This is a genomic window from Mesorhizobium kowhaii, assembly GCF_003253745.1.
Taxonomy (GTDB): domain Bacteria; phylum Pseudomonadota; class Alphaproteobacteria; order Rhizobiales; family Rhizobiaceae; genus Mesorhizobium; species Mesorhizobium kowhaii.
In genome coordinates this window covers 108,945-130,775 of sequence record NZ_MZXV01000017.1, presented here as the reverse complement: position 1 = coordinate 130,775, position 21,831 = coordinate 108,945, and the positions used below count along the sequence as shown (strand labels likewise).

Here is a 21,831-nt window from a genome sequence, read left to right as displayed (position 1 = left end):
CATCGGAGGCCGGGCGCGAGCCCGGAGCGAACTGCGCGCCATCATCCAGGCCAACGGCACGCCGATTGCAGAACACGTCCTGCATAATCGTGTTGCCTACCGCGACCTACAGACCGGGCAGACCCTTTACAGCCCCGCGGTGCCCGATGCGAAGGCGATTGCCGAGAGTGAAGGGGTCTTTGACGACCTTCTGCAAACCTTCATCGCAGCCACAAGGAACGCGGCATGAGCGAAGAAACCGCACCGAAACCCGGTGACGACAAGAAAGCCCGCATGATGAAGGCGATCTCCACTCAGCCGCCGGCGCTGCCCAGCATGTTCATCCCACCGAAGGCCGAGCCGTCAGGGAACAAGGAGCAAGCCGCGCCACTGATGCAGGAATCGACAAAGCCGTCACCGGCAGTCGGGCCCGATTTCCGCAAGCTGCTGCGGCAGGGTCAGAAAAAGGACCCCATCGCCGGAAAGAAGATTCGCGAGGAGGAGATGGTCCGCTGCGGCTACTACCTGACGGCCGTGGAGCAGCGTCACTTCAAATTGCTGGCGATCAGCAACGGCCACAGCATGACCGAGCTGCTGCGAAAGGCCGTGCAGGATTATATCCGCATTCATAAGCACAAACTGCCGAAGGAATAATTGGCGGCTTGGAGTCGCTATCGCATGTTGGGATGGATGATGTTCGTGGCTCTTTTGCAACGTGCAAAAAAAGGGCCCGCGACGGAACACTCCGTCGCGGGCCCTGGGACGTGTTGCCTACTTGGGTTGGTTGAGGTGTTTCAGCATCTGGCCGAGGATTGTGTCTCGCACCGGACGCCCGCTGGCTGCCGCTTCGTCGTCGACCAGCTTTGCGGCCAGTTTGGGCGACAGCGGCATGAAGTCGTAGCCGTGTGAGATGGCTGCATGGCGAAGATCCTCAAGCGTTTCGAACGCGCGGTCGCGGGTGCCAAGCCAGAGCGCGGGCTCGTCGGTTTCTTCGTGCGGGAATGCCTGCAGGAAATAGGTCCGAAGCGGTGGGTCGTAGCCGATGACAGCGTCTGGATCCGAGCGGCCCTGTCCGGTGACGGTGCCAGTGACAGTGATGGTGTAGCGGCTCATTGCAACCTCCTTTTGCCGGTGGGGAGCCGGCCCCTTGCGGGGCCGGCCACCGATGCCTCACTGGGGGTTGTTCCAGAGGATGACCTTCTTGTTTTCCTCGCCACCCGGGGCGGGAGCGAGATTCCCGAAGATGACGCCGATCTCGGGGGCTTCCAGCTTGACCGAGAGGTATTCCTCGCCCGAACGCTGGGAGATGCGGTGCCAGCCGGCTCCGATCTCGAAGCCCGTGCGCTTGTTGACGATCCGGTAGTCGGGGGCGTCCTCGCGCGACTTGTTGGTGTTCGGGATAAGGGTGATCGGGGCGTTGACCCGGAGCGTGGCAAAGACGCCTTCCATCGAGCCGTCGGCCTTGGTGGTGAGGTTTGCGATCGTGGTGGCCATGGTAGTTCTCCTTCGGTTGCATCGGGACCATTCCCGATGGCGCCAAAGGAGAGGGCCGTCCTGCTGCGGTCATCTCGGCGAAAATTCTGGAAAATTCTATTTGCCGAAAAATAGCGGGCAGGCCCTTCGCCTGTCCGCAGACAAAAACAGAAATCGAATTTTCCTGAATATTCGCCGAGTGTACCCCCACCGGGGGTTGACCGCACAAAGCAGGCGGTCGTCTACAAAGGCGACATGAAACGGGAATGGCCCCGGGTGCGGCAGATGGACAAGAACCCAGGCCGCCATCGCTTGACCGCTGACGCAACGCTGCCGGATCGCCGGGATGCTTGCCGCGCACCTCCCGGGTCATGTCGCATGCGTCGTCAATACCTCGAACAGCAGCATGGCGCGTGAACCGCCTTGCTGGTCGGGATGGCGGCACAGCGTTTTCGAGATCGGAGCCGACTGGCAGCGAACTTTACGGCCCTAGGTAGCAATGCCTCGAAGCCACGATGGATGACCGCGCAAGGCAGGATGTTCGCCACGCTTGCACCCGCTTCAGATGCGAGACGGGTGAAGATGATCATCCTGCACAACGCCCCGCGGCTCTGCGCGTCGGCCGGTTTCGAAAGGGGCCGGCTCCGGCCGCTCATACAAGTGGAGTGGGGGCTCGGGGCCGGATTCAACCATATCGGATCGGACCCGCCGGGCTGTCGGCGGGATCGCGCCTACATCATCCTGGCAGCACCATACGCTCGTCCGGCGTCATGCGGGCTTCGGCCTGCCGACGAATGTCCGGACCGGCATGGCGGAGCATGGCACACCAGTCTTCCACATTGTACGTGGTCTCCATGCTGCCCCTGGCCAGATCGTAAATGACGCACGGCTTGTTCGCGATGGCGAGCCGAAGCACGTTGACGGCAGTGCCGGGTGATGCGCCGTCCCAGACCATCATGCCGAAGTCAGCGCGCCGCGCCATCTCCCGGTCTTTGGCGGCGTGGCCACAGTATCCTGTGGCATCGTCAGGAGAAGGAACATGGAAGGCGGCCCAGTCGCCCAGATTGTTGCGGGGTTCCTTGCCGGCATGGAAGACGCCGACATGCTCGTACTTGTAGCCCGCGAGCAGGCCTTGCGCCTCGGCATCGGCTCCCGAGGCGTCGCCAATCAGCACGCCGTGCTCGGCAGCAACGATTGCGCCGATGCGAGTGATGGCAGGTTCCGGCAGCTCGAATATCTCGCTTGATCCACCTATAAATATCATCGACATCGTGACTTCCTTTCTCTCCAGGGTCCCTCGCCCCGCTCCGGCCGCCCTCTCCCTCTGGCCCTGCGCGAGGGATCGTCACCCGAAGGCCGAGACGGCGAAGCCGGCGCGGGGAGCGGCGGGACGCCGCGACTAGAGCCCGGCCGGCCGCAGGCCGGCGCGCCCAGACCCTGCCGCTGCCGTAGGCGCTACGAGCGTGGACTAGCGGCCTTCGGCCAGCCAGAGGCTCACGTCCTGGATCGAGCGGATGAGCACCGACGGATTGTCCCGCGCGGGAATAAAGGCCCAGCTCTGCCAGTAGCGCTCGGCCTCGGCGTCGATCGCCCGCACCACCACCCCGCGGCCGCCGACGATGTCAGCGCCGGCGACGCAGCGATGCAGCGCGTCCTTGACCAGGCCGCTGCCGATGCCTTGTCCGGTATAGCGGTGGTCGACGGCGAGTTGTCCGATCAGCAGGCAGGGGATCGGATCGGGTGGGCGTCCGGTGCGGATGGCGCGCGGTGCGCTATTTGGCTGGATCACGCCCGGCGCGAGGCCGTAATAGCCGACGACTGTTCCCTCGTGGTGAACGACCAGGACGCGGGTAAACCCGCGGGCCTGGTTCGTTCGCGCAAAGCCGGCCAGCCAAGCGTTGAGCGCCGGCTTGCTGCAATCGAAGCTGTCGAGGCGGTGTGCGTCGTCGAGGAGTTCGATGCCTGAAAGCGCCACCTAGCGATCCCAGGGCGGGGACCGACGCAGCCGCTCCGCCGCCTTCGGCGGGGGGGCGGCGGCAGGGGCTGAGATCGCCTGCATGAAAGCGTCATAGGCTTGCGGGGACACGCGGATGACGGTTTCGTTGAGGATGGCCGCCTGCGCCTCGTGGAGTGCTGCGCGTCGCACGAACTCGGTGCGCGACAGGCCGAGCAACTCCGCGCCGCGGTCGATGATGGTAAGATCATCATCGCGAAACCGCATCGAGACGGGTGTTTCCTTCCTCGTGGCTGTGGTGGCCATGGCGCGCTCCTGTGCTGCGGACGTATATACGTCTATGTAACGCGGAACGCAATACACGTTGCCTGGCGGAACGCTCCACCGCGTCGATACGATCTTTGGAAGTGGAAGGTGCCGTGCTTCGCGCGGGCTTTGTTGCACGTCGCGCGGGCCGAACCCGACCGCGCCCGGTCGGGTTCGATGGTGCGGTTGCGAGGAAAGCGGCGCTTCAGGCGCCGCCCGCCGCGAACCGCCAGACGGGGATGCCAAGCCGACGGGCTTTGTCGGCAAGGTTGTCGGTGATTCCGGAGCCGGGAAAGACGATCAGGCCGTAGGGGACCACCGAGAGAAGCTGGTCGTTGCGGCGGAATGGAGCCGCCTTGGCGTGTCGGTTCCAATCCGGCTTGAAGGCGATCTGGGTGATCTTCCGGTTCTCTGCCCAGCAGGCGGCGATGCGCTCAGCGCCGCGCGGGCTGCCGCCGTGAAGCAGCACCATGTCGGGATGCTTTTCGCGGGCCTTGTCGAGTGCGTCCCAGATCCGGTCGTGATCGTTGCAGTCGAGACCGCCGGCAAAAGCAATCTTGGTGCCGGCCGGGACGAGCACCTCGGTTTCGGCGAGCCGGCGGGCGGCGAGGAAATCGCGGGAGTCGATCACCGCCGCAGTCATCGCCTGGTGGGAGACCTTGGAGCCGGTGCGCGGCCGCCATGCCGATCCGGTTTGTGCCTCGTAGAGGTCGGCAGCCTCATCGCGCATGATTTCGAGCACGTTGCGGCGCTCGATATAGGTGATGCCCTCGGCGGTGAGCCGTTCGAGCTCGACCGACTTCACCTCGGAGCCGTCCTGCTCCTGTTGGCTCGAACGCTGCGCGTCCTCGTTGCGATCGAGGGATCGGGCGACTCGCTCGGCGGCACGGTGGAAGACGTTTGCGAAGGACCAGAGCAGGTCATCGAGATCGGGTTCGAGCCTGGTGTCGCCGAGCATGCCGGCGAAGGTCTCGACGATCCCGGCAAGCCCGGCCCGGATCACCTCGTCGTCGGGAAGTGGCCGAGCATCCGGTTCGTCCTGATGCGGACGATGGCCGTACATCTGCAGTTCGAGGATGACGCGATCAGTCGGCGAGGAGGCGTGGTGGGGCTCGTAGCCGTCGTCGAAAGGAAGCTCGTAGGTCATGGCGTGTCTCCGTCGGTTTTGGCCGCGCCCTTCGCGGCCTGACAGCGCTCCCCGGCCGCGCCCGGGGCGCGGCCGCACCGAAGGCCGGAGCGCGAGCGGAGGACGGCGCAGCCGTTGCGGCCGTGAACTGGGGGTGGCAGGGGTCGCCTCTCGGGCAGGCCGCGGGCGCGGCCTCTCCGTTGGATCGCCGCCATGCCGGCAGGCCTTCCGGTGACGCCACCCCTGCCGGCCTGCCGGTCAGGGCCGTTCATCCCGGCGGCAGGAAAAGACCGGCATCCTCCGGGACGAACTGATCGCTGAGCCATGCCGCGAGATGGGCGGGGCCGAGATGGCGCAGATCGTCGTTGAAGTCGCCGAGGTGCGGCCGCAACACCAGGGCGAGGATCCCGGCTTGGCCTGCGCGCTGGCTGAGACGCTCGATGCCGTGCCGGCCGGCGGCGTCGGCATCGGCTGCGATGTAGAGGCGACGGCAGCCGGGCGGCAAGATCAGGCCGGCGAGGTGATTGGCCGAGGTGGCGGCTGCCACCGGCAGTGCCGGCATCACCACCTTAAGCGACGCCATCGTCTCAAAGCCCTCGCCGGCGGCCATGACCGCGACCGGCGCACCCGGCTGGCGGCCTAGCCAGATGGCGTTGCCAAGGAGATCTCCCAGTGAGCGGCGTGGATCAGTGAGTTGCGCCTTGCCCTGGCCCGAAGGATCAAGCCAGGTGCGCTGCAGGCCGGTGATCTGCCCGTCGAGGTTGGTGACCGCGGCAATCAGCGCAGGCAGGGTCTGCGTCTCGCCGGTCACGAGATCCCTGTAGTAGCAGCCGGGATGAAAGCGCAGGGCGCGTTCACGCGGGGAGAGCAAAATGCCGCGGCCCGCAAGATATCGTTCGGCCAGCGTACCGGCGATCGGCTGGGACATGGCGAACAGGCGACGCGCGGCCTCAGGCGAGCCGCGTGCCGCGGCAGATTGGCGCCCGGCGACGGATGGTCTGGACTGAAGGTCTGGCTGTGGCATGGCGAGGAAACGACGTGCTTCATCCGTGACCTCGCGGAAGTCGACCAGACCACAGCTCTGCTCGATGACGTCAAGCAGGTCGCCATATTCCCCCGATGACTCATCGACCCATTTTCCAGCTGCCTTGCCGCCAACCGCTTTGAGCCGCACATGCATGGAACGGCCGCGCATATTGCGGACATCGCCGACCATCCAGTAATTGCCGGAGCGATGGCCGTTGGAGAGATATTCGCGGCACACCGCCTCGGCATGTTCGCCAAGGCGGCGTGCCAGCTCGGACGCCGAACCGGACATGATCGCCTCCCCTCAAGCCGCGGCCGTACGGTCGGTGACCCCGACCAGCGTATGGCGCTCGAGAAGGGAGGCGAGGATGGCGCAACCTTGCGCGGATGTCGGGATGAACAGCCGGAGCTTCCAGGAGATGATCTCGGATATCAGCCCCAGCGCCTTCAGTCGGGGGACCATCGCGTCGGTGAAGCCTATCAGCTCGGCACGGTAGTCGTCCATGACCCGACTGCGGCGCAGGATCAGGCCATCGGCGAGTTGCAGTCCGATCTTGCCTTCCACGAGCCCCGTCCATGCATCTTCCGGCGCGAGGGTCGGCACATTGTCGATGCCCAGATTGCGGAACATGGTCGCAACAAGGGTTGGTGCGATGTAACGCCCGATGATGCGTTCGCCGGCATCGGTCTGGATCCGGTAGACCTGACAATCATGGTCCGGCAGCCGACGCCAGATCGGCAGGAGCAGACCCGTTACGATGTGGAAGGTGTTGGTGGTGAACTCCGGGACGGCCGCGACCTCCGCCTGCCATAGGTCGCAGAACAGTTTTCGGTCGGCGGGTTGCCAGTGGGTTTCGACTAGGGCGTCGAGACCGAAGCGCAGCTCGTCGATCGGCCGCAGCAGGCGTACGCGGAGCTCTATCGTGCCGTCGTCGAGCATCAGGCTCGCCGTCGGCAGCTGTATCGCCGCGCGGTTCGATCGCGTGTTCATCAACAGAACAGATTGTGGCTCCGCGCGGGCGATCGCCAGTACATCGACCACACCGAGCGGCCGAATACGGTCCTTGCGCGCGACGGTCAGCACATGCGACTGCGCGCCGGAGACCGGGTGCGCGTAGACGGTGCGACGATCGGTGACGACGATGCTCTCCGCCGTGATGGTCTCCAGCCCCTTGTCGTAATTTCCGGCGGCGATGGCGCCTTCGATCTTCGCCGTCATCAGTTGCTCGAACACTTCGAACAGCAGGTTCTGGGTCTCGATGCGCAGCGCCAGCAGGCGATTGAGCCAGGTCGTGATCGGCGGCAGCTCGTCGCGCAACCCGCCCTCGTCGGTGGTCAGCGACAGACCGGTCACGGTCTCGAAGGTCGTGAGTGAGCAGCCGTCGATCTTGCCCTGATGCAGCAGATAGTAGAATTGGCGCAGCGCCGCACGGGCATAGGGGCTTTCCAGATTGTCCTCGGCACGGAACAGCCCGGCACCACCAGTCTGACGCTGGCCGCGCGTGATCGCACCCAGCGTGTCGAGCCGTCGTGCGATCGTCGACAGGAAGCGTTTTCCGGCCTTCACATTGGCGGCCATCGGCCGGAACAGCGGCGGTTGCTTCTGATTTGTGCGGTGGGTCCGGCCGAGACCCTGGATGGCGTTGTCGGCGCGCCAGCCGGCTTCCAACAAATAGTGCTTGCGTAGGCGCTGGTTCTTCACGCCGAGATCGGCGTGGTAGGAGCGCCCGGTGCCGCCGGCGTCCGAAAAGATCAGTACGCGCTTGTCGTCGTCCATGAAACTCTGGGTCTCGGCGAGATTGGCCGAGCCCGGGCGGTTCTCGACGGCCAGCCGGTCGATACCATCGCGGCCGGTCTTCTTCACGATGCGGCGCGAGCGGCCGGTCACCTCGGCGACGGTGTCGGTGCCGAAGTGATGGATTATCTGGTCGAGCGCGCTGCCAACCGGCGGCAGCGAGGCGAGTTTTTCGATCATCTCGTCGCGTCGGCGAACGGCCTCCCGGCACTGAACCGGATTGCCATCTTCGTCGTGAACGGGCCGCGAGTAGAGGTTGCCTTCGGCGTCTGAATATTCCTCGAACAACTGCGTGGGGAACGAGTGCATCAAGTACCCGCCGACATACTCGCGCGGCGTGACGTCGACATGCAGATCCGACCATTCCTCAGTCGGAATCTCGGCAAGGCGTCGTTCCATCAGCGCTTCGCCGGTCGAGACGATCTGCACGACCGCCGAATGGCCGTCGGCGAGGTCCTGCTCGATCGCGCCGATCAGGGTCGGCGTCATCATCGAGGTGATGAGATGGCTGAAGAAGCGTTGCTTGGTGCCCTCGAAGGCTGAGCGCGCCGCCGACTTGGCGTTGCGGTTCAGCGTGCCGGTCTCACTGGTGATGTTGGTCGCCTCAAGTGCGGCGGTCAGGTTGTTGTGGATGACCTGGAATGCATCCGCATAGGCATTGTAGATGCGGATCTGCTCCTCGGTCAGCGCGTGCTCTAGCAGGTCGTATTCGACGCCGTCATAGGAGAGCGAACGCGCCGTATAGAGACCGAGCGATTTGAGATCGCGGGCGAGCACTTCCATCGCCGCGACACCACCATCCTCAATCGCGGCGACGAATTCGGCGCGGTTGGCGAATGGAAAATCCTCGCTGCCCCAGATGCCGAGACGCTGCGCATAGGCCAGGTTCTCGACTGCGGTCGCACCGGTCGCGGAGACGTAGACGACGCGCGCGTCGGGAAGGGCGTGCTGCAGCCGCAAGCCTGCCCTGCCCTGCTGCGACGGGGCGACGTCGCCGCGTTCACTTTTGCCGCCAGCGGCATTGGCCATGGCGTGGGCCTCGTCGAAGACGATTACACCATCGAAAGACCTATTGGTCCCGCAAGGGCCCTCGGCCCTCGCCGCGAGGTTCTCTCCAGCCCCTGTCGGACTTTCGTTCCTCCTCGCCTCTTGTCCGACCCAGTCGAGGATCTGGGCGATCCGGGATTTCTTGCCCTCTCGTTCCTGCGAGCGGAGCGTCGCGTAGGTCGTGAACAAGATGCCCTCGGCAAGGCGGATCGGCGTGCCCTGCCGATAGCGCGACAGCGGCTGCACGAGAAGTTTTTCCTGGCCAAGTGCCGCCCAATCGCGCTGGGCGTCTTCCAGCAGCTTGTCGGACTTGGATATCCAGATTGCGCGGCGCCGCCCCTGCAGCCAGTTGTCGAGGATGATGCCGGCGACCTGCCGTCCTTTGCCGCAGCCGGTTCCGTCACCCAAAAACCATCCACGGCGGAAGCGGACAGCGTTCGCAGCCCCTTCTGGTGCGGCCGAGACGACATCGCAGGTCTCGTCAACCGTCCAGGTGCCGGCGAGATGGCCGCAATGGGCTTCGCCGGCATAGACGACGCTTTCGAGCTGGGCGTCCGACAGCAGGCCTTCGTCGATGATCGCATCAGGAAGAAGCGGCCGATAGGAAGGTTTTGGTGGCGCGACGGCGGCCATTGCGGCCGACTGCACGAGCGGCGTCGGATGCGGCTTTGCGCGGGGAATGTCGATCGACTGTAGCGCGTAGGGTTCGTAGATCGTGTCGGTGAGCCGGCCGCCCTCTTCCGGCATCCAGTCGCGTAGCTCATAGGCGAGGGGGACGGCCGGCACGCTGTTTGCCATCACCTGGCGAGCGGGCTTCGCCCGCGCAATCGGACGGACCGATTGGATGGCCTTCGGAGCAGAAGTTGAGACTGTTAGGGGTGCGGCTCTTGTCCCCGATCGGGCAGCCATGTGCATGGCGGCATTGCGCGGGATGACGTTGGACAGCGCGCCGATCGAATCCGGAAAGCCGCCCGGTAGCCGGGGCGGCAGAGCCGTGATCCAGGCGAGCAGCGTTTCGACATCGGTGGCTTTGCCCGGCGACCGGACGAAGTTTTTCGGTTCGGCGGCCGGTACCTTGTCGATAATTGTCAGGCGGGTCTCAGTGGTGGTGCCATGGCGGGCGTAGACACGGCCGTCGATCGCCGCGGTGAAGATGACGTTGCCCTGCTGCTGCAGGCGTTCGAAGCCGGGCCGCCATTTGGGGTTTTCCGGAGACAGCCCGGTGCCGGTGATGGCGACGAGGCGCCCGCCGGCGCGCAGGCGTGCGAATGTGGAGGAGAGATGCCGCCATGCCGCATCGGCGACGTGGCCGCCGACATAGGCGCCGGCGCTGAAGGGTGGATTCATCAGCACGACGGACGGCTCGATGCCCGCGTCGAGATGATCGTCGATATGGGCGGCGTCGTGCCGCGAGACGGGGACCCGGGGAAACAGCAGGCCGAGGAGATCGGCCCGCGTCGCGGCGAGCTCATTGAGGGCGATCGAGGCGCGCGCCATCTCGGCATGGACGGCGAGCAGACCGGTGCCGGCCGAGGGTTCGAGAACGAGGTCGCAAGATGCGATCGCCGCGGCGTGCGCTGTCACCAAGGCGAGCGGCAAGGGCGTCGACAGCTGCTGCATGGCCTGGCTCTCGTCGGACCGTCGCGTATGGATAGGAAGAAGGCCGGCGATGCGCTTGATCATCGCCAGCGTTGCCTGCGGCGTGGTCGACCGCGACAGGATCGCAGGGCCGAATCGGCGCAGAAACAGCACCTGGGCGACTTCGAGCGCCTCATAGGCGTCCTTCCAAAGCCAGAACCCTTGCGCATCGCTGCCGCCAAAACTGGTCGCCATGGCGGTGCGCAGTGCGGCGGTGGTGACAGGCTTGCCCTGCTCGAGGAAAGGTAGAAGCAACGTTGCCGCTTGATAGATTGCCTCGGCGTTGTTGATGGAGGCCGGCGTCAGCGCGGCGAGGGAACCAGCCGTACATGCGACGGTCGAGGTAGTCGAAACAATGTTCATGGAAATGTCCTTCGCGAGAGGGGAATGGCGCCCGCGCCAACACTCTCTGCGCGCCAGCCGGGCCACGCTCCTCCCGGCTCCCCTCTGCCTCTCGCGCCGATGCACCAAAGGGGTTGCGCAATGTGCAAACCCATGACTTCAATGCGCGCACAGGAATGCGGCGGCGACCTGGAGCTGTGGAGGTGATGCGACGGTTCAGAATTGGCAGTGCGGTCTACGAGGAGGCAGCGCCTGACCTGCAGGCGGCGCTGGCGAGTGCCTATGCCCGCAGCGAGCGCCCGCTATGCCTGTGCCGCGAGCCAGGCTGCCCGATGTACATCGCTCGCATAGGCGACCTTCATCTGATCAAGCGCATGCCGCTGAGCGGCGGCGGGCATGATCCGTCCTGTGATTCCTATGAATCACCTTACGAACTGTCCGGGCTGGGCGCCTTGATGGGCAGCGCGATACAGCTCGATCTGCAAAACGGCTTGGCCGCCCTCAAGTTGGACTTCAGCCTGTCGAAGACGGGGAGCCGCGCGGCATCGGTGCCTGCGGGGCAAAGTTCCGCCAGTGTAACCGCCGATCCCAGGCGGATGTCGCTGCGTGGCCTGCTTCATTATCTCTGGCACGAGGCCGAACTGACGGTCTGGACATCGAGGTGGGCCGGCAAGCGGCATTGGTGGAATGTCCGCTGGCATCTGCTCGAGGCTGCCGGGCACATGACAGTGCGGGGCGGACCACTCGAGGATATCCTGTTCGTGCCCGAGCCGTTTCGGGCCGAGAACAGGCAAGCCATCGAGCAGCGTCGCAACGCGGTTCTCGGCTCGGCGCTCCCGCCGAAATCAGGTCCACGAAAGTTGCTCGTCTTGGTCGGCGAAGTGAAGGAGATCGTCCCCGCCCGCTCCGGTCAGAAACTCGTCATCAGGCACTTGCCCGGCTTTCCCTTCATTATCGAAGATGCATTGCACCGCCGTTTGCAGGCACGTTTCGAGAGAGAATTGTCGCTGTGGGCAGCGGATCCGAACTCACATCTGATGGTGATCGCGACCTTCGGACTGAACCCGGCCGGCCTCGCCATTGTCGAGGAGATTGCGTTGATGGTGGTCTCCGAGAACTGGATTCCTTACGAGACGGTCCCGGAGAAAAGGCTCGTCGATGGGCTCGCCCGCCTTCGCGAGAAGAGCGTGAAGGGATTGCGCTTTGACCTGCAACCCGACCAGCCGATCGCCAATGCGTTGCTTCAGAACAGGGACGACCCGATAGCGCTCTTTGTCGTTCCGGCCGGAGCGGACGAAAACTACGAAGCGTCGCTCGACGAAATGATCGCCGCGCGACCGGAGATCGGCTCCTGGGTGTGGCGGGTCGGCGAAGGCGATATGCCGCCGCTACCCCTTTGAGCGTCGGGCGGAATTTCCAACGCGCCTGAGTATGCCCTAGGCCAGGCCGAGCTTCTTCTTGAGCTCGGCATTTTCCTTGCGCAGACGGTCGGCAAGCAGGTTCTTGAGACGTTTGTTTTCTTCTTCGAGCGCGACAAGATCACGGAGATCGCCGCTGTCAGAGGAAGGTGCGGCAGCCCTCTTCCAATAATAGTAGGTCTGCTCCGATATGCCGGCCTGGCCGACCGCAATCTTGCTAGTCGCGCCGGCAGCGATCGATTTCTCGATCTGGGCAAGCTTCTGGGTGCGTTCATTCTCGGAATATGTCTTGCGGGCGGTCTTAGCTACCACGGGAGCTTCTGCGGCCGCGGGCGCAGGTTTCGCTCCGTTCTTGCGGACCGGCTTCACGAGCTCTGCCTTCGCTTTCTTTCCTCGCGGAACTTTCTTCTTGGATTCAGGCACTTCCACTTTGGCTGGGGCAACTGTCGTCTGAACAGTCTGAGCGTCCTGAATATCGGCCATCATATACTCCGCTTGTGGTTTATCTCCTTCTTCAGCATCAAGGGGTCTTATACTGAAGTCAATGACTTGGGAATTTGGCAGCTGAGCAGCATAGCCCGGCTGTGTCATCTCAGTGGCAATTTTGGACAGGTCAAGATCGCCCCAGATCGAATGGCTTGGCTTTTGCAGGCCGCGCTTCTGTTTCATTTCCACGATGAATGGCCGGATCTGGCGCTTCATAGTCTGTTCCTTGATATGAGCATGACTTGCAAGCCAAGTCGCAGTTCGTGTTAGCGAGTACCCGACGTATCATATCGCTTTCGCCGTGCCTTATCGGAGAAGCCCCGCAACGAGCAAGCGGTGTGTCATGGGCCTAGGGCAATCGGCTCAATCAACGGGGGCAAACATGCCTACCGAGAGAGAGCTGCCTCATACACGCGATGCTCAGGCGTCTAGCCGGCGGAGTGCGATGACTGTGCACAATCCGGCTGGACCGATTGCAATCCTTATATTCTTGGGAACTAATCTTCTCATGGCGGCGGATGAGCTGGACGCGCTTGTTTTCGGGATGGCGGTCGACAGCGTTCGTGCGCTTTCTGCTCCTTTCGCGGAAAAAGTCGCGGAAGTCGCCCACAGAAGCCAGGGCGTGCTGCTTTTCAATTTGCGCATTGATGGCGACATGGAACTTCAGCGCGTCGCCGCCATCCGGTATCCAAGCAATCAGACAGGGGTTCTGGTGCTGGATAAGCAGGGCTTGTTGACCAGCCATTGCATGGTCAATGGCACTTTCTCCAACTTTATCGCTCCGTTGGAGGACTGGAACACGCTGCCGCTCGCAACGCAGGCCAGGACGAGTATCGCCGGCCCGGCCAGCCTGTTCATCGGCGCTTTACGCAATGCCGGGTACTTCCCGCGTGGCAGGCACTGAAGTTTTGCTGAAGGCCGGATGCTTGTATCCTCGTTGCAGTTGGCCATACGGTCTCGCGTGTCTCAACAGCTTGAGGATGGGCCGTATGCGGGTGCATCCATTGAGCGAAAGTCGGTCACCGTGATGGAGACGCTTTGCCGCCGAAGCGCGGTTCTTATAGATGCCCATCGTCGTCTTCCTTCGTCAGCTCCGACGCAATCGCATTTTGGACAGGTACTCGGCGATCTCGAGATCCGACAGATCATCGAGCAGCCTGAAGGCAGCATCATGCCTTCCGGCGTTAACGAGAATCGTGCGTTTGCCGCGATGTTCGGCCCACCCGGTCTCGGGGTCTGCATTGCGGGCGGTCCCCCTGAGCTCGACAGGGGTTATGTTCCAGATCGCCTCGAGCTTTTCCGCGCGGGTCATGCTGTCGCTCGCGCCGGTCTCGTGGGCGATGATGGCGGCGCGCATCTTGTCTGGCGACTGCCGTTCCGTGAGATCGCAGAAGCCATGAAACCAGCGCTCGCGGCCCCGGATCCGGATCGCGAAGAATACGCTGGTCACGTTGCCGGCCTTATACTCCGACATTCCGAACATGCCGGTGCGCATGAAGAGCGGCGGCAACAAATCTAGCATGAAGTGGTATTCGGACGCAGTGATCTCAAACCACTCGCCTGAATAGGGAGTGCCGGAATTGGGATCGATGCCGGGAGTGTCTTTGTGACGGCTGAACAGTTGGAACATCTGCTCGCGGGTGGCGACGCCTTCGAGCACCCTCCTGAAGGGTGAATGTGCGGTCATGAGGTTCTCCTGAAGGCAAGTCGGCCACGCGCGGCATCGCCGCGCCATGGCAACTGCTTGCTGTGTTGTGGCTGGCGCCGGGCCGAGCCTGCGGCCGGCACGTGCACTGGCGATGATGGGGTTTGCAGGAGTTTAGGCGGCGCGTCGCTCGGAGGAACACGAAGCGTCTCCACCAACCCCGGTGATGGCACGGACGGCGGCGGCGAGCGCCGGGATATCGTCGAGCATGCCGAGTGCGACGAAGTGGTTGGCCCCGCCGATGTAGTCTTTACGGCCCTTGCAGGTGCGGATCAGGATACCGTGACCTGAGGACAAACCGAACTGGCCGACCTGGATGTAGGCGTCGTCGTGGTGCAGGGTAATTTCACCGCAAACGGCGATGCCCGCCCTGTTGGAGCGCAGGTCGAAGCTTCCCTGCGGTAGCGCAAGTTCGGCGGCGAGTTTCTTCAGCCGTGAACGGGCTGTCGTGTGGAAGCGTCTCTTCTGCTGCTCGTCATAGGAGCAGCTTCTGTTCCAATCGAACATGTGAACCTCCATGAAACGAAAGCGCCCGGGCGCACCATGGCGATCCCGGGCTTGAGAGTGAGTTGCAACTGGAACGGGTCCGGCGGAGGTGCCGGACCCGTTCGGAGCGGGAGCCTGATTATTCGGCGGCCTGCAGCTGGTCCGTGTCGTCGCCGTCGAATGTCACCGGCTTGTCGGAGGACGGATCCGCATCGTCGGCAAGGAAGGCCGGCAGCTCGGCGGCATCGCCGTCAAGAGCCGCCTCGTCCGACATCTCGCTGGCGGCCGCGTCACCAGCATCGGCAGCCACTTGATCGACCTCGAGGCGCAGCGGCTCGGGCAGCCAGTTCGATCCTTCGAGAAGACGGGCGGCTTCGCGGGCCATGATGTCCTTCTTCATGTGGTCGATCAGCTGCGCGGAGTCTGCGCCACGGGCTTCACGGACAGCCTGCAGGATCCGCGCCTTGGTGAGCCTCCCGAGGAACTCGACCGTGGGCGTCCAGCCGGCGTCGACCATGTCGAACTGGAGCGAGCGGCCAAGCACGTCTACATGCTCGAGCGCCTTCGCTCGCCTGTTCCAGGGTTCGACCACCGCATTGAGGGTCAGCGAGACGCAGTGCGCGAACAGCGCCTTGCGGCTTGCTTCATCGAGGCCGAGAAGGAAGTCCCACAGGCCTTCCGCCTCATCGGGCAAATCGCGGTCCCAGGCTTCGTGCCGCTCGGCGATCTCCTTGGCCCAGGAGGTCTCGGCAAGACCGTCAACCTGGCTGAAGCTGCCGCTCTTCATGCTGATCTCCAGGCACGTGTTCGGCGCGAAGCGATAGAAGACCTGCAGGACGAAGGCATGGAGTGCGGCGACGAAGGCGATGTCGACGTCACCGACGAGCGCGTTGCGCAGCGCCAGCGTCCGCTGCGCGGTCAGATCGAAGACGAGCCGATCGGGCAATGGCTTGATGCCATCGTCCTCGCCGTCGTCGCCAGAGGCGTCGTTCACCGGCTTGCCGTTGACGACAACACCATCGCAATCGTCGTCGCCATCGGACCGGGTTCCGCCGGCAGCGCCGCCTTCCTCGCCCTCATCGACGTCGCCGGTTTCGGTCCGCGGCTCGTCCTCGGGCCGCACGAAACCGACGTCGACCTGAAGCTTGCCATTCGCGGCAAGGGTAACGAACACACCGGCAGTGGCCTTCTGGGCGGGATCGTAGCTTTGAGGACGATCATCGATCGCATCAAGCTCGGCGCCCAGCTGGTCGAGCTTCGCCTCGATTGCTTCGTCGGCATCCTCGGCCTTGGCATAGTCCGCATCGAGCTTGTCGTATTCGGCTTTCAGTGCATCGTAGCGTCCGATCTCCTCGGCGCTGAGCTCCTGCGCCTCGGCGTAGATGCGCCGCATTCCGGAGGTGTGGCCATAGGGAAAGCTGATCGCCGCCTCCACCCATTTCCAGCCTTCAGCGCGGATCGCCTCGGCATCCACCTTCAGCCTGTCGAAGACAAGCTGCTCGAGGAGTGCGGCATCCTGGAACCAGCCGCCGGAATCCTGCTCGAACAGGTCGCGAAGGATGACCCCTCCAGCCGCTTCATAGGCTTGGGTGCCGACATAGACGGCCCGGCGATCGTCGGCGCGAACGGTAGTCTCGGTCAGCAGGCGCCTGATGTAATAGGGTTCCTGCGTGTGCGAGCTGGAAATCCGCTCCCAGACCTGTTCCTGGCGCGCGTGATCGTCCGAGATCGAAAACGCCATGATCTGTTCGAGACGGATTTCGTCGTTCTCGTAGTGATCGAGAAGTTTTGGCGACACCGAGGCTAGCCGCAGGCGCTGCCGGACCGTCGCCGGCGATACGAAGAGGCGGGCGCCGATCTCGTCCGGATCGAGGCCCTGGTCGCTGAGTGTCTTGAAGGCCCGAAACTGGTCGAGCGGGTGCAGGTCGGCGCGCCGCAGGTTTTCGGCAAGCGAATCCTCCTCGGCCGAGGTCTCCTGCCCGCGATTGACGATGCAGGGGATTGGCTCATTCTTGGCCAGGCGCTTTTGCTTGATGAGGATGCCGAGCGCGAGATAACGCCGGCCGCCGGCGGGCACCTCGTACGTGCCGGTCTCCTCGCCCTCGCCGTCGAGCACGGGACGGACGTTCAGGCTCTGGATCAGCTTTCGCCGTCCGATGTCTTCGGCCAGCTGCTCAATCGACACGCCGTCCTTGATGCGCCGGACATTTTTCTGCGACAGCATCAGCTTGTCATAGGGAATATTCTCCGCGGCGTTCATCGCGATCTTCTGAATGGCGTTCTTTGCCATGGTCAGGTTCTCCATGACGGGCGGCCCGGGGCCTCTCCCCGAACCTCCAAGCCCGTCAAAAACCCTCCCCTCCCCCCTCTGCCTCCAGGCCTCACGCCGACCCGGCCCCGGCTCAGACCTCGACGCGGCCGAGCCGCCGGAGGTGCATCCCTCCAGCATGTTGGCTTCACCGGGTTCTCAAACGAAAAAAGCGCCGTCCTCTTACTTCGGAGGACGGCGCTGGGATCGATGGAGACGGCCCGGAGACGAGGCCGACAACGACAGTTTTCGCTGCCGGCTTCCGCAGGATCAGGCGGCGAAATCGAGGAGCTTCTTGGCTTTGCCCTCCAGGTCCAGGCGGACATCCTGATGCGGCTTGTCGCGCGCGACCCGCGTGATGCCCTGCACGAAATCAAAGATCGATTCCGGTGGTCGGCCTTCCTCCATGAGAACAGTATCGATGATCTTCGTGGTCTCGGACTTGGAGAAGCCGCGCTTGCGCAGGAAGTTTTGGCGGTCTTCGTCATCTCGGGCCACGATCCTTTGCCGCGCCGTCTTGATGCCGTTGACGAACGGCATGGGGGAGGAATCGGCAAACTGGATCAGGGCCGGCTCGGCTTCCAGTGCGAAACGGGAGGCCGCGTATTTTGAATGGCGGATGGTGATTTCCTCGAAATCTTCCACGCCCCACAAATTGCGATTCTGACACACGGCGCGCAGATAAAAGCTGGCGATCCCGAGGGTGCGGGCACCGACCTCGGAATTCCAGCAGTAGAAGCCGCGGAAATAGAGATCCGGTTCCCCATTTGGCAGCCGTCCGGCCTGGATCGGGTTCAGATCGTCGACGAGGAACACAAAGACATCGCGGTCTGACGCGTAGAGCGTCGTGGTATCGCGGGAGATGTCGACGTGCGGATTGTAGATACCTGTCGACCAGTCGAGCACACCGGGCACCTTCCAGCGGGTGTCGCCGGTACCGTTGCCGGCGATCTTTTGCACGGCGTCGACCAGTTCTGAGTCAAATATTCTGCCGTAATCAGGGCCTGTTACCGCCCGCAACTCAAGGCGTCCATTCTCGATCTCCAGCGTCTTCACCTGTTCGACGCGGTGGTTGAGGAGACCGTGCTGAAGGTTTATCGCCGCGAGCGGGGCTGGAAGCTGCCGCAGATAGGTGGCCGGTGCGCCGACCAAGGAGGCGAGTTGGCCAAAACTCCAATGCGTGGGGGCAACAGGGCCAGGCGCATCGGGCAGCATTAGCCTCAGCCGCTCCGGGTCGTCGCGGCTGGCCTCGACGCGGATCAGCTCACTTTCGACGATGCGGGTCTTGCTGCGCTCCGACCGGCTCTTCACCGCATTTCCAAGGTCGTTGAGCGACAGGTATCGCTCATCCGCCGGCCGGTTGAACCATTCTGACGACACGCGGCCAATACGCTGGCCGCGGCTGAGGTCGACCTTGTATCCGGCACGCTCGTTGCGCTTAGGCGCAAGAATTTCCATTTGGGTCATGGTTGTAGCTCCTCGGCGGACGCCGGGAGACTCTCTCCCGGACCTTTACCCGCCACCGCATCCCGCCCGCCCTCTTTCTCTCCCGGCACCCGCGCGCCACTAGCAGCGTCGCCATTGCAGCAGCGGCCGCCTCAAGGCTGGCACCGTCCAGGAAAGCCCGAGCCTAAGACCAGGCGCCGCTTCACCTTCCGGACACGTCAGAATTCTCTGTGCTTCCTTGCGCAACAAGACCGGTGCCCATCCGAATTCAGGTAGCGGCCTGCTGAAATTCGGCAGGCAACTTGTCTTGAGATTGGGCAACCGTCAGTTCTGTTCTGGCCCTAGCCACAAATGTATAAATTGACCCAACGTCATGATAGCGAAGACCGTGTCACGGTCGGAATTGAGAGTGTAATTGCATGTCGAGCAGGTTCGTCCGGCCCGTGGTGGTGCAAGTTGGCCGGCATGACCGTGAGCGCATCATATTCGATGTGAACGACGCAGCGACGATCCTGCTGCGGAGTTTCCCTCATCAGACGAACAAGCGAAAACTGGCCATGGATGCATGTCTTCAGGTTCTGCGTGGTGAAGCTCAGCCGCCGGTAGCGAGACGGGCCTTCGTTGTAGCGGCGTTAGAAGCGAAAATCCTACGCAGCGACTGAGGTCGAAGCGGAACATCGCGCCTCTCGACAACGGGCAGGTAGACCGGCAATATTTACCTCGATCGGAGATGGCATATGCGAAATTTGCCGAGCGACATCGATGCTGACGTTGTGATCGAAGTCAGTCGGCTTATCGATGATGCCGAGGATCTCTTGCCTTTGCCGGTGCACGAACTGGTCAAGCGGATTCGTACGATACTGCAGACCCGCCTTTCCGACCAAGCTATCGAAGAACTGGTGGTCGAGATGGCATCGACACGCGGGTTGCCCATGGTCTTCGACAAGCCTGCAGAATAGTCAATTCTTCCACATCTCTTGTGAAAATATCGGCAAAAGCAGGCGGCGAATTGCCATTGTCCTTCGAATGACCGGAGAGAATGGCAGGCCGAGAAACGGCCTTAGGTCAGTCTTCGCCAGCCGGGCTGGCGAATATAAGCCATCGGCTTAACCGCTCCGACCATGGTTCTCAATTCACCGATGAAGTGGCAACGCGATACTGCCCAATTCTGGCTGCGAAATCGCGCAATCACCGCCGGGCCTCGTCACCTCAGTTTACCCGTTTCTCGCGCGCAAGAAAAAGGCCGGACCAAGGTCCGGCCAGGTATGAAGGCTAAAACCTCCAGAGGGGAACGCGCCGGACGAATGGGAGGAAACATCCGACGCACCGCGCATATGGGTCAGCAAAGGTGACACTTCAACAACATGCCGGTAGGCCACCAGACCTGTCCTCTTGGTGCACTGAAGCTTGCGTGCTTGATGCGATTGCCAATTTGAGTGCCTGGTTCAGCCAGCCTTGCTCAGGTTGCCGGCAGACGATTTACCGGTCCGCCGATCCTGTTCTATCTCGTAGTTGACCTTCTGGCCGTCAGCAAGCGTCGATAGGCCAGCGCGCTCGACAGCAGAAATATGGACAAACACGTCCTGTCCACCACCGTCGGGTTGAATGAAGCCAAAGCCCTTGGTCGCGTTGAACCACTTTACCGTTCCAGTCGCCATAAAGGTGTTTCCTTGCCGTAAGTGTCTACCTGTCCGCTGGCCGACCGCACTGGCCGCAGGTGTTTCAGATACATGCAGCAAATGGCCCTCATAGCAAGTCTTTGGCCTGTTTGACGACCTTTTGGCGCCAAGCGGTGGGGGCGCTGACGCCACCTCGATAATTGAGCAGTGCCAGCATCGTATGCTTGAAAACAAGACTCTCGGAATACTGTCCCACCCTTGTGCCGTGTCGGTCAGACGCGCGGACAACAACCACCAAGACAGCTGCCGGTCGACGAAACCAAAGACCGAAAAGGCCGCATTGGCTTTGAGCTGGGCGCAAAGCGACAAGCTGCGGGATCGGCGATCGTCATCCCGTCATCTTCGCCATCGCGCCGTTCGCCTTGAGCGCCGCCATCAGCATCGGCCCGACAGAGAACTGCCCTGACGTCGCCTTTTCGGTCAGTACCCGCAAATAGCCGCCGGCCGAGTTGATGTGCTGCGCCCTTTGCAGAATGCAGGCAATCACGATCGCCGCGATCTCTTGGCCCATCACATGGCACGCCTCCTCATACGCAGACGGCGAAACGCCCAGATATCCCCGCACCTGGGCGGCCGTTATCATGAGATCGCGCCAATTGCCGATCCCGTCGACGGCATAATCCGCAATTTCGGGGCAAGCCTTCAGCACCATCCCTAGTGGGTATGTTTTTGGCGCCTCTGCGGTCCTCGTCTTGGGCTCGGCCGACGCCCCGCCTTTCTCTAAAGCAGGTTCAAATTCAAAAATAGAGTCGGTATTTGAATCAGATTGCTGCCGCTCGTTTTGAGAGTCATCGCCGCTCGGATTCATGGATTTCATATGGATTTCCAGCAGCTTATCCACATCATCACGCAAGGCGGCCAGATCGGCAACGATGGGCTCTAGTTCGGCAATGCAGGCTCGGCGCGGAATTGCCTCCACAACGCCGCGGAAGCGCTTCCACAGGCCTCCCCAGTCGCCTGGAACATCTTCGTCAACAGCCGCCTCGATCAGCTTCTGGATGTCTCGGCGGTGCAAGGTGATCCGCTCGCGCATCAGCCTGAGCGCCCTGTTGTCGGCGCGAACACGCTCGGCCGCCGCCTCGAACTCGTGAGCGCGGGCAAGCAGCGGTGCCAGGGAGAAGCCAAATGCTTCCTCGATCTCCCCTCCTCTGCCCTTGCGCGCGTAGCGCTTGCCGTTCGGACTATCCCGACGGATGATCAGCCCGCAGTCAACAAGAGCCGCCAGGTGTCGTCTGACTGTGGGCTCGGGCATTCCGTGCGCCCTGAGCGACAGCTGTGCGTTCGAGGGAAAGACGATGAGGTCGTTTTCCTCACCCAATTCGCTGTCAGGATAGAATGATAGCAACGCATTCAGGACGGCCAGCGCACGATCGCCGATACCGACGATGCTCTTGCCCTCGCAGAGGTTGCGGTAGATCTGCCATTTGTCGACGACCCTGCCCTTGGGGATTTCACGTGAATCGTTTTGCGCTGCCAGCATGGCAAGCGACATCGGCCGCCGCCCAAAGGGCGTCGTTGCAATACCCGTCTCCATTTTCTTTCACCTTCGATTAGGCAAAAGAAATCTGCTCGCCAAAACGGCGCCACGACTCTTGACAGTGATTCGGGGAAATGCGA

At 62.8% G+C, this 21,831-nt stretch carries 21 protein-coding genes; 6 read left to right on the top strand and 15 right to left on the bottom strand.

The window, feature by feature from the left end; translation table 11 throughout:
• Positions 1-229 (top strand): hypothetical protein (locus B5V02_RS40505; protein WP_167458438.1); only part of this gene is annotated, 229 nt, incomplete at its 5' end.
• The gene (locus B5V02_RS09545) at positions 226-633 is read left to right on the top strand and encodes a hypothetical protein (RefSeq protein ID WP_111543974.1); all 408 of its coding nucleotides are present in this window, start codon (positions 226-228) and stop codon (positions 631-633) included. The genes B5V02_RS40505 and B5V02_RS09545, both read left to right, overlap by 4 nt.
• Positions 634-750: 117 nt before the next feature.
• Here B5V02_RS09545 and B5V02_RS09540 read toward each other — a convergent pair whose 3' ends face one another.
• The 8 genes from B5V02_RS09540 to B5V02_RS09505 all read right to left on the bottom strand — a co-directional run bounded on the left by B5V02_RS09540 (position 751) and on the right by B5V02_RS09505 (position 10,707).
• Positions 751-1,092: a hypothetical protein gene (locus B5V02_RS09540; RefSeq protein WP_111543973.1), complete on the bottom strand. Its 342-nt coding sequence runs from the start codon at positions 1,090-1,092 to the stop codon at positions 751-753.
• A 57-nt stretch (positions 1,093-1,149) separates the two neighbouring features.
• Positions 1,150-1,473, bottom strand: coding sequence for a DUF736 domain-containing protein (locus B5V02_RS09535; RefSeq protein ID WP_006205585.1), 324 nt, complete (start codon positions 1,471-1,473; stop codon positions 1,150-1,152).
• 715 nt (positions 1,474-2,188) lie between these two features.
• Positions 2,189-2,722, bottom strand: coding sequence for a hypothetical protein (locus tag B5V02_RS09530; protein ID WP_111543972.1), 534 nt, complete (start codon positions 2,720-2,722; stop codon positions 2,189-2,191).
• A 198-nt stretch (positions 2,723-2,920) separates the two neighbouring features.
• On the bottom strand, positions 2,921-3,427 hold the full coding sequence (locus B5V02_RS09525) for a GNAT family N-acetyltransferase (protein WP_111543971.1): 507 nt from the start codon (positions 3,425-3,427) through the stop codon (positions 2,921-2,923).
• Positions 3,428-3,712 (bottom strand): type II toxin-antitoxin system TacA family antitoxin, encoded by a 285-nt coding sequence (locus tag B5V02_RS09520; protein WP_111543970.1) that lies wholly within the window; start codon positions 3,710-3,712, stop codon positions 3,428-3,430.
• A 205-nt stretch (positions 3,713-3,917) separates the two neighbouring features.
• A complete protein-coding gene (locus tag B5V02_RS09515; protein ID WP_111543969.1) occupies positions 3,918-4,859 on the bottom strand; it encodes a DUF2493 domain-containing protein in 942 nt (313 codons plus the stop codon).
• A gap of 247 nt (positions 4,860-5,106) precedes the next feature.
• A complete protein-coding gene (locus B5V02_RS09510) occupies positions 5,107-6,156 on the bottom strand; it encodes a DUF7146 domain-containing protein (RefSeq protein WP_111543968.1) in 1,050 nt (349 codons plus the stop codon).
• A gap of 12 nt (positions 6,157-6,168) precedes the next feature.
• Positions 6,169-10,707 carry a strawberry notch family protein gene (locus B5V02_RS09505; RefSeq protein WP_111543967.1) on the bottom strand — a complete coding sequence of 1,513 codons (4,539 nt, stop codon included), beginning with the start codon at positions 10,705-10,707 and terminating at the stop codon, positions 6,169-6,171.
• A gap of 185 nt (positions 10,708-10,892) precedes the next feature.
• Here B5V02_RS09505 and B5V02_RS09500 point away from each other — a divergent pair, with 185 nt between their 5' ends.
• The gene (locus tag B5V02_RS09500; RefSeq protein WP_111543990.1) at positions 10,893-12,086 is read left to right on the top strand and encodes a DUF1173 domain-containing protein; all 1,194 of its coding nucleotides are present in this window, start codon (positions 10,893-10,895) and stop codon (positions 12,084-12,086) included.
• A 36-nt stretch (positions 12,087-12,122) separates the two neighbouring features.
• Here B5V02_RS09500 and B5V02_RS09495 read toward each other — a convergent pair whose 3' ends face one another.
• Entirely contained in the window at positions 12,123-12,806 is a 684-nt protein-coding gene (locus B5V02_RS09495) for a transposase (RefSeq protein WP_245445830.1), read from the bottom strand.
• Between the two features lie 292 nt (positions 12,807-13,098).
• Here B5V02_RS09495 and B5V02_RS09490 point away from each other — a divergent pair, with 292 nt between their 5' ends.
• On the top strand, positions 13,099-13,494 hold the full coding sequence (locus B5V02_RS09490; RefSeq protein WP_164778408.1) for a hypothetical protein: 396 nt from the start codon (positions 13,099-13,101) through the stop codon (positions 13,492-13,494).
• Positions 13,495-13,677: 183 nt separating this feature from the next.
• On the opposite strand, the gene B5V02_RS09485 is transcribed toward B5V02_RS09490, so the two are convergent.
• From B5V02_RS09485 to B5V02_RS09470, 4 genes are all read right to left on the bottom strand, one after another.
• A complete protein-coding gene (locus B5V02_RS09485) occupies positions 13,678-14,277 on the bottom strand; it encodes a DUF1419 domain-containing protein (RefSeq protein ID WP_111543966.1) in 600 nt (199 codons plus the stop codon).
• 132 nt (positions 14,278-14,409) lie between these two features.
• Positions 14,410-14,802, bottom strand: a complete 393-nt coding sequence (locus tag B5V02_RS09480; protein WP_167458437.1) for a hypothetical protein — start codon at positions 14,800-14,802, stop codon at positions 14,410-14,412.
• A gap of 118 nt (positions 14,803-14,920) precedes the next feature.
• The gene (locus B5V02_RS09475) at positions 14,921-17,071 is read right to left on the bottom strand and encodes a ParB/RepB/Spo0J family partition protein (protein ID WP_167458436.1); all 2,151 of its coding nucleotides are present in this window, start codon (positions 17,069-17,071) and stop codon (positions 14,921-14,923) included.
• Positions 17,072-17,359: 288 nt separating this feature from the next.
• On the bottom strand, positions 17,360-18,556 hold the full coding sequence (locus B5V02_RS09470) for a DUF932 domain-containing protein (RefSeq protein WP_111543963.1): 1,197 nt from the start codon (positions 18,554-18,556) through the stop codon (positions 17,360-17,362).
• Between the two features lie 398 nt (positions 18,557-18,954).
• On the opposite strand from B5V02_RS09470, the gene B5V02_RS09465 reads away from it, so the two are divergent.
• Both B5V02_RS09465 and B5V02_RS09460 read left to right on the top strand, forming a co-directional pair.
• Positions 18,955-19,197 (top strand): DUF982 domain-containing protein, encoded by a 243-nt coding sequence (locus B5V02_RS09465; protein ID WP_111543962.1) that lies wholly within the window; start codon positions 18,955-18,957, stop codon positions 19,195-19,197.
• 75 nt (positions 19,198-19,272) lie between these two features.
• Positions 19,273-19,494, top strand: coding sequence for a hypothetical protein (locus B5V02_RS09460; RefSeq protein WP_111543961.1), 222 nt, complete (start codon positions 19,273-19,275; stop codon positions 19,492-19,494).
• A 486-nt stretch (positions 19,495-19,980) separates the two neighbouring features.
• Here B5V02_RS09460 and B5V02_RS09455 read toward each other — a convergent pair whose 3' ends face one another.
• Together B5V02_RS09455 and repC are read right to left on the bottom strand one after the other, a co-directional pair.
• Entirely contained in the window at positions 19,981-20,193 is a 213-nt protein-coding gene (locus B5V02_RS09455; RefSeq protein ID WP_057143290.1) for a cold-shock protein, read from the bottom strand.
• 349 nt (positions 20,194-20,542) lie between these two features.
• Positions 20,543-21,748 carry a plasmid replication protein RepC gene (gene repC / locus B5V02_RS09450; RefSeq protein WP_111543960.1) on the bottom strand — a complete coding sequence of 402 codons (1,206 nt, stop codon included), beginning with the start codon at positions 21,746-21,748 and terminating at the stop codon, positions 20,543-20,545.
• Between the last annotated feature and the right edge of the window lie 83 nt (positions 21,749-21,831).

Excerpts from the sequence above, each read along its gene's own strand:
- B5V02_RS09545 (WP_111543974.1), top strand. The coding sequence starts at position 226 with ATGAGCGAAGAAACCGCACCGAAACCCGGTGACGACAAGAAAGCCCGC.
- B5V02_RS09540 (WP_111543973.1), bottom strand. The coding sequence starts at position 1,092 with ATGAGCCGCTACACCATCACTGTCACTGGCACCGTCACCGGACAGGGC.
- B5V02_RS09535 (WP_006205585.1), bottom strand. The coding sequence starts at position 1,473 with ATGGCCACCACGATCGCAAACCTCACCACCAAGGCCGACGGCTCGATG.
- B5V02_RS09530 (WP_111543972.1), bottom strand. The coding sequence starts at position 2,722 with ATGTCGATGATATTTATAGGTGGATCAAGCGAGATATTCGAGCTGCCG.
- B5V02_RS09520 (WP_111543970.1), bottom strand. The coding sequence starts at position 3,712 with ATGGCCACCACAGCCACGAGGAAGGAAACACCCGTCTCGATGCGGTTT.
- B5V02_RS09515 (WP_111543969.1), bottom strand. The coding sequence starts at position 4,859 with ATGACCTACGAGCTTCCTTTCGACGACGGCTACGAGCCCCACCACGCC.
- B5V02_RS09510 (WP_111543968.1), bottom strand. The coding sequence starts at position 6,156 with ATGTCCGGTTCGGCGTCCGAGCTGGCACGCCGCCTTGGCGAACATGCC.
- B5V02_RS09505 (WP_111543967.1), bottom strand. The coding sequence starts at position 10,707 with ATGAACATTGTTTCGACTACCTCGACCGTCGCATGTACGGCTGGTTCC.
- B5V02_RS09500 (WP_111543990.1), top strand. The coding sequence starts at position 10,893 with ATGCGACGGTTCAGAATTGGCAGTGCGGTCTACGAGGAGGCAGCGCCT.
- B5V02_RS09495 (WP_245445830.1), bottom strand. The coding sequence starts at position 12,806 with ATGAAGCGCCAGATCCGGCCATTCATCGTGGAAATGAAACAGAAGCGC.
- B5V02_RS09490 (WP_164778408.1), top strand. The coding sequence starts at position 13,099 with ATGGCGGCGGATGAGCTGGACGCGCTTGTTTTCGGGATGGCGGTCGAC.
- B5V02_RS09485 (WP_111543966.1), bottom strand. The coding sequence starts at position 14,277 with ATGACCGCACATTCACCCTTCAGGAGGGTGCTCGAAGGCGTCGCCACC.
- B5V02_RS09480 (WP_167458437.1), bottom strand. The coding sequence starts at position 14,802 with ATGTTCGATTGGAACAGAAGCTGCTCCTATGACGAGCAGCAGAAGAGA.
- B5V02_RS09475 (WP_167458436.1), bottom strand. The coding sequence starts at position 17,071 with ATGGCAAAGAACGCCATTCAGAAGATCGCGATGAACGCCGCGGAGAAT.
- B5V02_RS09470 (WP_111543963.1), bottom strand. The coding sequence starts at position 18,556 with ATGACCCAAATGGAAATTCTTGCGCCTAAGCGCAACGAGCGTGCCGGA.
- B5V02_RS09465 (WP_111543962.1), top strand. The coding sequence starts at position 18,955 with ATGTCGAGCAGGTTCGTCCGGCCCGTGGTGGTGCAAGTTGGCCGGCAT.
- B5V02_RS09460 (WP_111543961.1), top strand. The coding sequence starts at position 19,273 with ATGCGAAATTTGCCGAGCGACATCGATGCTGACGTTGTGATCGAAGTC.
- B5V02_RS09455 (WP_057143290.1), bottom strand. The coding sequence starts at position 20,193 with ATGGCGACTGGAACGGTAAAGTGGTTCAACGCGACCAAGGGCTTTGGC.
- repC (WP_111543960.1), bottom strand. The coding sequence starts at position 21,748 with ATGGAGACGGGTATTGCAACGACGCCCTTTGGGCGGCGGCCGATGTCG.